Genomic DNA, 11,247 nt, shown 5'->3' on the forward strand with positions numbered 1-11,247 from the left:
TCCCATTTAGCCTATATCAACGGGGATAAACTTACCTTTATTGGACAAATTTAGGAGAAATCTTGATAGTTTAAATTCACCGAAAGGCGAATTGCTTTCAACCCCGCAATTCCTTGTACATCTTCCAATTTTAAATGTTCGATGGTATGCTCAATAATGCCCATGTCATAGATTGCCTGTATACTTAGCATGAGATCCTCCAGGATTTCATCCGATAAATAGACAATAGCAATTTTATTGACCTGGGTAAGTCGTTCTTTGGTTCGCTTTATCCGAATTTTGTCTATCCTCTTTTTGATGATTTCATAACGGATATTGAGCGATCCCTCGACATCAAACCTCCTTTCATCTTCCCGGAAGCTGATATCAATGCTATGTGGGTTGATGAAAATCAGTTGTGTTGTTTCTAAAGCCAGTGGCAGCGTATCTTTCGCATGGTATGCTTTCAGCGCAATTCTGGCCATCGAAACAATTTGCTGACGCCTAAATACATTGATGAATTCGTAGCTGAACGATTGTTGGGGCGTAATGGATTCGCCGATATAAATGTCATATTCAATACCGTCTGTCCTGAACTTTTGAAAATAAGACGGATAATTTCCCTGGATGAAGCTATTGAAATGATCCAGTTCTCTACTGATCAATTGATTGATCTGACGTAGAGAAGTTTCAAACTCATTCCGATAAAACTCCCCGGTGTCCCGATTGGTGAAAAAATGCTTCGCATAATGCTCAATCACCGCTATTTTTGATGGGAATTGCTTTCTGGCTTCTTCTAAAAATGGCTGCACATCTTTTCTGAAGAACTCAATGATCTTGACCATCGATTCATCAAAAGAGATATGGTCAAGAGATTCTGTAATTTGATCGACCCGTGCTGAAAAAGTCATAATCAATTTGTGCTTTCCGTCTAACGAGAGCTCATCAATAAGCATGGCGAGCTGTTTGACCTTGAAGCTAAAGTCTTTGAGAATAGAGGCGTTTCGTATGATCGTAGAGTCTTTGACATCGACAGCACCATAGAGCGGATAGACTTCTTCAAATACAACCGCTTTAATATGGGCATCCTGACTATCGTTTTCCAGTTCCTGAATGTACTGGGCCGCGATATGGTTAAATTTCCACTGAACCGAGGACTGTATTGTCGTAAATCGGTTAATGATGATATCGTCGATACGTTTTTTAAATTCCAGGGTGATATCCTGAGCTAGTTGTGATAAAAGCGGAACCAGAGAACCTAAGGCTTGCATAGTTTCATTGTCGAGCTGATCTTGTTCACGGTTGTATATTTCCAATATGCCTGAAAGAGAATGATTATGAATAAGTGGAATACACAAATAGGTCGTTACCCCCGACAAGCTAATCCGCTCGTCGAAAACGGACGTGGTATTCCGGATACCATTCGTCGCATTACTTGTATAAAATATCACATGCGGATGCTTCAGGTAACCTGCGATTTCAGGATTGATCTTAAAGGTTTTATTGGCGGTATACGCTTCAGCAAACAAGATGCTTTTATTGGTGATTGAATAATCGAAAAATGGTACCCCATTTAATTGGAACAGCGGAAATAGACTAAATACCGTATCAGGCCCCTTTAATAGCGGTTTGATGATCTTTTCTAAATCAGCTAAAAAGAGGTGGTAATTGTATGTAGGCAAATCCAGGAGGATGGACTGGATTCGCCGTAAGGTATGTTCTGTACTGGTCTTTCTGAAAGTCACCATGCTAAAGCTCGATAACTCAAAATCTTCCAGTTTAACGGTGTTGATAACGGTATTCCAGTCAAAAATGGAATCACTGGGGTTTTCCGATAAACGACCTATATCAAGTGCCGGCAATGTTTTTTTTGCTTTGATCTCAACAAATTTAAAATCGATGTCTAAATCGTAATAATCAATAATCTCCCCCTGATCATCGAGGTGATGATAAACAATGCTGCTGTTTTCATTGGGAGAAAAGCCATAGAGTCTATCGAAGATGAGGGTATAAAAGAGCTTTTCTTGATTCGTAAGAAGGCTTCCGGCACGCATCTTCCCTTGCATTTCTTGCTCCACAAGCTGATGGCTAGCTAGGTCGAAAAAGGCTTCGGTTCCATAGAAGGCTTCTTCTGCTAAGGCTGTTGTGAGTGCCCAGTACCTTTTTGGAGCAGTGTCAATCAACGATACGGAGAGGCTATAAATCAATTGCAGAATATCTTTATAGGCATTGAGATTCTGCTTGCAGAGTTTGCCGTTGAGATGTTCAATTTCTTTGATGCGTTCCAACGCAAACAAAGGAATCATTTCATCCGATGAAGTGCCATTTTCAATAAAAGATTCCAGGTATTTGAAAAATGGTTCAAAGTCTAGCCTGCCATTTGTATACGTATTGGCGTTTTTTGCCGTTGTGAGTTGTACTTTCTTTATCTCCATGGATCGAAATTTTAAAAGCGGAAACCTGTGCTGAAATAGGGATACCAGCCTTCATTGGATTTCGTCATGACAAAATGCAAAGGAAGTGCATTGGCGACGATGTAATAAATACCCCCACCCACACCTTGATGAAACTTGTCACTGTTATAGCCCTTTGCCCATACTTTTCCAATATCATACATGGTCATTAGTCCGAATTCACCTGGAAGAACATAGCTTTTGACATCAAGTACTTTAACACGGGCCTCTAGGTTATTATACAGCATCTGTTGCCCCGCAAATCGATATTGGCGAAATCCTCTGAGATTTTCATGGCCACCTAGAAATAAATATTGATAAAATGTAGGGTTCCCGACAACGATCCCCCCTCCCGTTCTATTGGCGAATATAATGCCTTCATTGAATGCACTCAAATAGCCGGTTATTGCGGCACTTAACTGCGCTGATTTTTTTGAGTACGGATTGAGTCCAAAATAGGAATTCAAAGCGGCTTCAATATATAGCCCTTTACTTGGGTTAATCTTTCGATTACGGGAGTCTTGTGTTAAAAATGCATTGATACCTGCAAAAGTTTTGTCTTTGGTAATCGATAAACTATCGTAAGAATGTAAAGCTTTGGGATTTAAAATAAATCGATCTTCATTCTCAATCGGATCTAAGTGGTAAAATTGGATATGCGGACCTACGGCAAAGCTTAACGTAGATGAAGGTTTCCATCTTAACTGCGGATTGATATTGAAAATATTGAATCTGCTTCTGTAATATTTTGCACCATACTGTTCCTTTAAGAAGAGCGAGTTATTACCTACACCGAAGAAGTTTTGCGTGTTGTCAGGAGCTTTTGCTAGCGCATCGACAACAAGATCTGCATCCCCGACAACAGCTATCCATTCGCCTCTATAGTGAATTTTATAAGCTCCGGTCCGGAAGGCTGTTGCTACAGTCAGTTGTTGCTTATACGTAAAAGGATTTTTTCTAAATCCACGCTGATGTGTATAAGCAGCCCCCAGCCCGAGCGAAAAACCGTCATCAGCATTATAACCCGCAGTCACCAGAGGAAGCCAGGTGTTATATAGGTTTACAGGAACAAATTGCGTGTTGGTACTATCTTGTGCATAATGAAGCTTTATTTTGTTCTTCTCACCCAGTAAAGTGGAGTTTTTGGTATTCTCGTAAAGCTGTATTTTCGATTTGCTTTCGTTGATAACATAAGTCTTTGGCGTGCTATCTCCAATAATTCGGAGTTTAATCGGAGAATTTGCGTTATCGATGACAACAGAGTCTTTTCCCTCACCTAAATAGAGACGAATTTCTTTTGTTAGGCGCTCTTTATAGGTTTTGTCCATCAATGCTTTGGTGACCTTACCATCTTTATTGATCTTCGAAACTTTGACTTTCAGGTTTTTATTTTCCGTGCTGTGTATTTCTACTTTTTCGTTTTTGTCGCTGAGGTGAATATCGACAATGTTATTGATGAAATTATAATACTCTTCCATCGCTGAGGGTAGAGCATCACGACGGCTTTGAAGTGTTTTAAAAATTTGTTCCCCACGAATAGCAATGGACGACTGTGGCAGGCTACGTACCGACTCCCATAATACCGAATCTGTGAGACGTGCTACAAATTGCTTGACCTCTTTGGTCCATTCCTTGTGAGAAAGCTGGTTGCTCGGATGGGCATTTAAAAAACGCGATTTAAATAAAGAATAGCGAATATTGGGAATACCCGTCGTAAAACCTTGCATGACTGGGTTGACAAATTGCTGATAGATATCTTTCATCAGAAAACCTTGTGTGACACGCAGCGCCTGATCCCGATCGCGGGGAATAGGAATGTAGTCTTTATCGTGATCTGTGCTATCCTGATTTTCATTATACCAACGCCATTGATCCTCGTGTCGATCCCAATCGCTTACCAATACATCCAGCATTCTTGCGCGCAGATATGCCTTAGCTTTAAAGTTATCATCGTTATCTTCCTGTAGTTTTCGGACAGCTTTTGGGCTGTTGTCTGAATCACCAAGTGGTTCGCGTTCTTCTAGTAAAGCCACCGTATGCTCAAAAAGCGGTGCGTATTCCCCCAATATGCTGTCTTGTGCAACAACTCCGATGATGGGATGGGCATGGGGGACGTTCACGGCATTTGCCAAAGCAGGGATCATAAGTGCGGAATAGGGATGCTGGGCGCTGGTGGCATCGTCTAAGACATCCTGTACAAAGGTCCCATGGAGCTCTTCAGGTATGAGGGATTCAGTCCTTTTATTGACCGAACGTAGTGCCCATTCCCGACCGATTGAATCCGTAAGTCGTAGGGAAACCGATTGCATCCCGCCTCCCTGTTTGACAGGATGCAGTCCCCCGTACAAGGTTGAAAGCTGAAGCAAAGGCAAGGTGGTTTCCGCGGCCCATTCTTTGCGGTAATTTTCGCCAAGGAAGAACTTCTTGAATTTACTGGCTTTACCATATTTTGCATTTGCAACGATGCTTACACTGTCCTTGATAACGGTTTGAGCAAAGGATTTGCCCTGATGTGCAGGGGACTGTGTATGCTTTTGTTGTGAATAAGCATGACTAGCAAGAAAAATAAGAAAGAATGGTACTACCTTTTGCATGCCTATTTTTGTTCAAATTTATAAATGATCCCTTTATCCTGATTACCGGCTTCGCTGCTGATGTAAAGATTAAATTTTGAATCAAAGTTAATGCCTTCAGGTTGAGGGAAAATCTTCGGGTCTAATGGAGAGAGTGATTTCACATGAAAATTCTCATCGGTTACAACAAGAGCTTTGTCTACAGAAGATAAGATATACCATTCCTTGCTGTCTGCTTTTTTAGCTAACGCCGAGGGTTTGAACGTTTTCTTGATTTTAGCATCAAATGCATGAAGTTCATCAAGCTGGATGGCAAATTCTCCCTTCGGCTGAAATTGACCACGCTCGTCAATTGAAAAGACATAACCCGAGGTTTGCGATTGTTTTCTGTCGACCTTACATTCTTTACATAATACGTATGCCTGGTTGCTTTCGCGGTCAACAAAAAGCCCTTCATACTCTCCTTTTGGAAGTAAATTTTTCTGTTCGACCACGTTTTTTATATCGTCCTTTTCGGCAATGGGAAAGGAATAGATGCTACCATTGCTCTTTAAAATAAAGAAATGTGTATTGCTTATCGAGATGTCCTCATAGTCGCCATCTTTTCCAAAAGGGTTGAACGTAACTTTTTGTGTCGGTTGGTTAAATTTATAAAGAAAGCCCTGCTCATCTTGAATGGCATAAATATCGTCATCCTGTCCCGCGAGAAAAGCTATTCCGGATATTTCTAACAATTCGTCGGGCAAACTCATCTTTATGCCCGAAGATAATGTATAGGGTATTTGTTGCTGTTTTTCAGCTTGAACATGAGCGGGTTTGTTGCTGTTTTCCTTGGTTGTATTATTCGGATTGCAGGCGAGAAAAATAACAGAAGCTAAACCTAATGCCATAGTTGTCAATATCGTGGGATTTTTCATCATTATATGATTAAATTTTAAATTGAGGAAGTCATCCGGTTTCTGAATGAGCTTACGTTCAATGATTATATTGTTGGGCTTTTAGGCTGTTCTTGTTGTAATGAGCTGCCTTGTTGAATAGCCCTATTGTCTCATGTTGCCTTTCAAATAATGAAGGATTTGTTGCTGAGAAACATTTTTCTGCTGTGTTTCTATTGCCTGATTTTGTCCGTGTTCATCCAGTAAAGTTGCTTCGGTGTCGTCTGCAAACTGAATATCGAATAACTCTTGTATTTGATGTGCTAATGCTAGATTCAGCAATGGAAAGCAAGTTTCTATACGTCGGTAGATGTTACGGTTCATCCAGTCTGCAGAGCCCAGATACGCGCTCGTTTGTGCTTGATATTGAAAAATAAATATTCTGCCATGTTCTAAATATCGTCCTACAATCCGTTTCACGACAATGTTGTCGCTCAATCCGGGTACTTGTGGTTTTAGTCTACAGATTCCTCTGACCAATAATTGCAGTTTTACCCCTGCCCGGCTCGCCTCATACAATTTATTGATTAACGATTCTTCTTCCAGATTGTTTAATTTAATTTTTATTGTAGCGCTGTCTCCGTCTTTAGCTGCTTGGATGGTCTTGTCTATCAGGGATAAAAATGTATGTTTGAGATTGAACTGTGCAATTAATAGTTGGTTAAAAGACAGCTCATTTGGATGATGGGGTTTTCTCCGAGCTGGTAAAAACTCGAATAGCATGTCTAATTCGTTGGTCAATAGTTTATTTGAGGTCATAAGGAAGTAGTCCGTGTAGACCTTCGCCGTTTTTTCATTTAGATTTCCTGTGCCTAATAAAGCACTTTCTCGACCCTCTTTGCGTCTCACGAGCGCTATTTTGGCATGTACTTTTAAATTGGGGATGCTATACGTGATTTTGACGCCCTGTTCTTTCATTAATCGAGCCCAATGTATATTATTCGCTTCATCAAAGCGCGCTTTCAATTCGACAAATACATTGACTCTTTTCCCATTTTTTGCTGCGGTAGCCAGCGCTTGTGCAATATGCGAATCACCGGCGATACGGTATAAGGTCGTGTAAATCTCATCTACGGTTGGATCTATTGCGGCCTCATTAAAAAAACGTAGTATGGGATCGAACGATTCATAGGGCGTGCAGACCAACAGATCCTCTCGGTCTATTTGGTCAAAGATAGATTCCCTGAAATTCTGATTCTTATTGATTTGCAGCTGTTTTGGATAAGAAAGTTCTGCTGTTTTAATCGGAAATGAAAATAGATCTTTCAGATTGTGATAGTTTCCGCCTTCGACAATGCTACTTTTTCGCAGATCAAATAGTGTTGCCAATGTTTCAATCAGCTGTTTTGGCAGATTTGGCTGGAATAGAAAGCGTGTCGCATAGCCAAGATCACGTTTATTGACTTCCGTCTCAATTTTTTGGGCAATATCACCCTCAAATTCATCTTGGAGATTTAATTCCGCATCCCTTGTGATTTTAAAGGAATAGAAATTTAATGATGTATTTCTTATGGCTTCAGGAAAAAATGCTTTGATAATATCATCGATGAGTACGACATATTTATTCCCATTGATCTCACAGGTGAAAAAGCGGCCAATATGATTTGAAGGGACATTTAGAAAGAATACCACTCCAGTATTGTCGTCTGTAACGACGAAGTAGAGCTGATTGTTGATCGGAAAAAAAAAAGTATCATCAATTGGTATAATTTGGAGGTAGGAGGCAATTGTACTAAAGAAATATTGAGCTGCGAGGTCTTTTATTTCTGCTGGAATAGCTTGGTTGTAGATAAAGGATATATTTTCTTTTGCTAATTCTTGGATAATATCAGCTAGTATTAAGCCAAATTTTTCCTGTTGTTTGTTGATGGTTTTTGACGCTTTTTTATATGTGCCAATATCGATGTTCGGAATGAGCTGTCCCGGATTTTGCTTCATTATTTTTTTCCAAGCCATTAGTACAGGCATTCTAACACGATAAAATTCATCCAGATTGGACGAGAAAATAGCGAGAAACTGTAGTTTTTCCAGTAAAGGTACCTCCTCACGAGCGGCTTGGTCAAGTACCCGGTCATTGAACGATAACCAGCTGATGTCTCTGTTGATATAAAGATCTTTCTTCTTCATCCGTATAAATTTATGGTTATGGCAACGTGCTTACAACAACATTAATAATGATGCTATCTATTGGTAGCTAATGATTGATCTAAAGGCGGCATCTTTTTAAATAAAAAAGAAAGTTTGGAAAACATGATGCTGAAATATTTCACTGTTTTTATAGTATTGCATTAAAATATGGTTGCGGCGACAAAAGAAACAACCGATATAACAAGTCCAAACATAAAAATTCCATAGGCGTATCGTAGAAGCTTATATTTTCGTCCTAATACCACACCTTGCGAATAAACATCCTTGGTGAGCATGCCATATAGAAATTCCGAGTCGACCATTACCTTCTGCATACCCTCGTTATAATCGTCGAGTTTCATTTTGTAAAAATTTCCAAAAAAGAGAAGATTGACTGATTTCTGTTCGATTTCCTCCTTTGAGAATTTACCCGACGGAATTTTGGGTATCGTTGACAGTATGGCCATGACCATGGTTGCTACCACGGCTGTAGTTAAGATAATTGTTGGGATAATCAGGTGCTCGTTGGCATCTAGTTTCCGAAATAAGACAGCAATCACGACAGAAAGGATAATAGAATTGACCGTTAAGAGGATGTTGGCCTTATTGTCTGCCATGTCGCTTAGTCGCTGATTGTTTGAGGACGTAATCCGGAACATTGTTTCTATCCCACGTTCTGGCTTACTGCCTTTCTCTTTTTCCTTTTTGTCTTCCTTTTTACTTTCTTTATTTTTTGAGATAGATTTCTCCTGTTTTTTCTCCAGTTCTTTTAGATTCATCTCCTTTTTGGCATTAAGCTTTTGTTGCGCATATTCAGTATGGTAATGATGGCTCATTAGTAGTTTGATTGTGCCGGCCCGCCATACGTCTTTATCGATCTCCTTCCCTAGTACTGCTTCAGCTTCGGCTTTCATCAGTTTGTTTCTGTTGACGAAATCCTCATTCCCAAAATGAAATAGGTCTGCGTCGCAGAGAATTTGCTCCAGCAGATTTGTAGGATCCTGAGGCATTCTCGTTGCTAAAATACAACCTTTGATTTTTTCCTGTATGGCTTCCGGTATGCCTTTGTCCTGGAGGAAATTTAAAGCAATTTCGACACTTCTTTTTTCATGACCAATAGCATTGTCAGATTTTACGTAGCCTAGATCATGAAAGTAGGCGGCACTAATAACAATAAAGTGATCCTCCTCTCCTAGTTTATAGTACGATGAAATCTCCTCCGCGGCACGTACAACAGAACGTGTGTGTATCGTATTGTGAAAACAATGGCAAACTGAAATATTTTCTGTAATATAAGTTTCAGCATATTCTTCTACCTGTTTTAAAAGCTGAGCATAATCTATCATGGACCAATATGGTTTTATTTGCAATAAAAGTATTTAATATCTTTAATTTCTTAAAAATAAGGTCTTCTTTTTTGTTATTTATTAACCTAGATCAAATTTACTGAAAAAAGCGTTATTCCAGTAGTTGTAAAATTGACTGTTATATAAGTAGATGAATTGTTCTTAAAACAGACCGCTAATCGGATGAAATATTTAGCTTTTAATAAAAAAGAGTACCCAGACTAATGCTAATCAAGGAAACCTAGGTAAAGTACTCGAGCAAACATTTACTAAGGCGGTCATTGAGCATGTCTCAGATTAATACCGTCGATAGGTAAAAACGATAAAATAGGGCGTCCAGAATTCGAAATTGGATTCTAAACTGGATCCTGATTCAGTCCTATGTTGAGGCCGATGCGGGAAATTAGTAGGGTGAAACGCTTTTTTAGCCCTTTTTATGCTGTGTTACTCCGAGCATATAGCGCTTTTTAGTCATTATTCAGGGTTTATCCAGTTTTCATTCCGCCCCGAAAGCCACTCTAAGGACAGCTAAAGGGGGGAGCATAGCGTGACAGGGCTTACTGCGTGCCTGACTCGGACTCAACGCAGACTCACCTCGGGTTTAGCACGTATTCACGGTGTATCACTGATAAATAAACACAGCTTATGTGTTGCCTTAAACCAAGGGAGATAAGATAGCAAGGGTTGCTCCGCTCCATCGTTAAATTGGGGCATTCCCCTACGCTGCTCTGCTCCCAAATTCTTTTTGCGCCTTTGATAGTATGTTTTTCCGAGTTGTTTTCGTGTTTGCTGCGTTGCTACGGAGTTGTTCGGCTACGGTTCAGTCTGGTATTGTCCTTTTTTAGGGGCATCCGGGGGACATGGTGGCGTTCGGAGCGTCATTTGTCCGTGCTGGCAGCGGGGTGAGTGCGGGCTTAGAGTCGGAGACAACACGGCCTCACCACGGACGCAGGACGTTCAGGGGCTAAACCAGCCCCGACCATGGTACGAAGGAGGCTGGGAGGGCAGTCGGAGGTTTCCGCAGACCTTTGTCAGCAGCCGGAGCGTTGTCCCCAAGCGGAACCACCTTTCCCTAGATAAGGGAGAGTTAAGGATGCTTTATTCCTTAGTTTAGCTTTTGTTTACCGTTAGCTTAGTAATAAGTTAGGGTTTGCTTAGCTATAACCTATACTATACCTAAACTAAACCTAACTAAACCCTAAACTAACCCTAAGTAAACAGGCAGGAAAGTATAACTGCAAATGAAGGTATTCCGGAGCCCTGTGTTCTGCCATTTTTCCGACCTACCGATATCCGCCTATCCCCTGTTATATCCTGCATTGCGGTGTCTTTCCGCTGTGATCTTTCCGATGGGACAATTTTCCGGTCTTATCAATATCCACCCGTTTATAGGCTGCGCCTATGCGCATCGTCTTCGATTGAGCGTTGAGCCGAGCGGGCTACCAAAGTGATCCCGAGCTTAAGCAGATCGAGCAATACAATGTTCATCCATGTTTCCGCTGCGGAGCCTGTATCGAGTCCCGGTTCCCGTCCCCATTCTGTGCCGGATCCGGCTTTCCCAGCCTTCCGATCACCTGTTTTACAAAAAGAATCTCGCACCGTTACAGGTAGTTAAGGTGAAAATGAAATAAATAAGAACAAAAGCCTTGGAAGTTTGTTAGTAAACTCCCTATCTTTGCACCACTCCGCAAGGGAGGGACGGTTACCGCGAGAGCAGGGAACCATGAAAAAAGAAGGGTTTAACGAGAGTTGAGCGCGGAAATCGGAAAAAGAGAAAAGAAAAAAAACTTCAGAAAGTTTTTGGAAGTTCAAAAAAGATTTCTACCTTTGCAGT

General features: G+C 40.7%; 6 protein-coding genes. All 6 read right to left on the reverse strand.

The features are described from left to right. Positions 1-50: 50 nt before the first annotated feature. A complete protein-coding gene (locus B3E92_RS24140; RefSeq protein ID WP_286898534.1) occupies positions 51-2,414 on the reverse strand; it encodes a GAF domain-containing protein in 2,364 nt (787 codons plus the stop codon). A gap of 11 nt (positions 2,415-2,425) precedes the next feature. Continuing rightward, the gene (locus B3E92_RS24145) at positions 2,426-5,026 is read right to left on the reverse strand and encodes a hypothetical protein (protein WP_286898535.1); all 2,601 of its coding nucleotides are present in this window, start codon (positions 5,024-5,026) and stop codon (positions 2,426-2,428) included. A gap of 2 nt (positions 5,027-5,028) precedes the next feature. Next, a complete protein-coding gene (locus B3E92_RS24150) occupies positions 5,029-5,925 on the reverse strand; it encodes a hypothetical protein (protein WP_286754253.1) in 897 nt (298 codons plus the stop codon). 120 nt (positions 5,926-6,045) lie between these two features. Continuing rightward, positions 6,046-8,067, reverse strand: coding sequence for a polyphosphate kinase 1 (gene ppk1, locus B3E92_RS24155; RefSeq protein WP_286898536.1), 2,022 nt, complete (start codon positions 8,065-8,067; stop codon positions 6,046-6,048). 161 nt (positions 8,068-8,228) lie between these two features. After that, positions 8,229-9,413, reverse strand: a complete 1,185-nt coding sequence (locus B3E92_RS24160) for a Pycsar system effector family protein (RefSeq protein WP_231585238.1) — start codon at positions 9,411-9,413, stop codon at positions 8,229-8,231. A 1,386-nt stretch (positions 9,414-10,799) separates the two neighbouring features. After that, positions 10,800-11,012 carry a hypothetical protein gene (locus B3E92_RS24165; protein ID WP_286898537.1) on the reverse strand — a complete coding sequence of 71 codons (213 nt, stop codon included), beginning with the start codon at positions 11,010-11,012 and terminating at the stop codon, positions 10,800-10,802. Positions 11,013-11,247 lie beyond the last annotated feature (235 nt).

Source organism: Sphingobacterium sp. UBA6317 (genome assembly GCF_002440385.1).
Lineage (GTDB): Bacteria > Bacteroidota > Bacteroidia > Sphingobacteriales > Sphingobacteriaceae > Sphingobacterium > Sphingobacterium multivorum.

Excerpts from the sequence above, each read along its gene's own strand:
- B3E92_RS24140 (WP_286898534.1), bottom strand. The coding sequence starts at position 2,414 with ATGGAGATAAAGAAAGTACAACTCACAACGGCAAAAAACGCCAATACG.
- B3E92_RS24145 (WP_286898535.1), bottom strand. The coding sequence starts at position 5,026 with ATGCAAAAGGTAGTACCATTCTTTCTTATTTTTCTTGCTAGTCATGCT.
- B3E92_RS24150 (WP_286754253.1), bottom strand. The coding sequence starts at position 5,925 with ATGATGAAAAATCCCACGATATTGACAACTATGGCATTAGGTTTAGCT.
- ppk1 (WP_286898536.1), bottom strand. The coding sequence starts at position 8,067 with ATGAAGAAGAAAGATCTTTATATCAACAGAGACATCAGCTGGTTATCG.
- B3E92_RS24160 (WP_231585238.1), bottom strand. The coding sequence starts at position 9,413 with ATGATAGATTATGCTCAGCTTTTAAAACAGGTAGAAGAATATGCTGAA.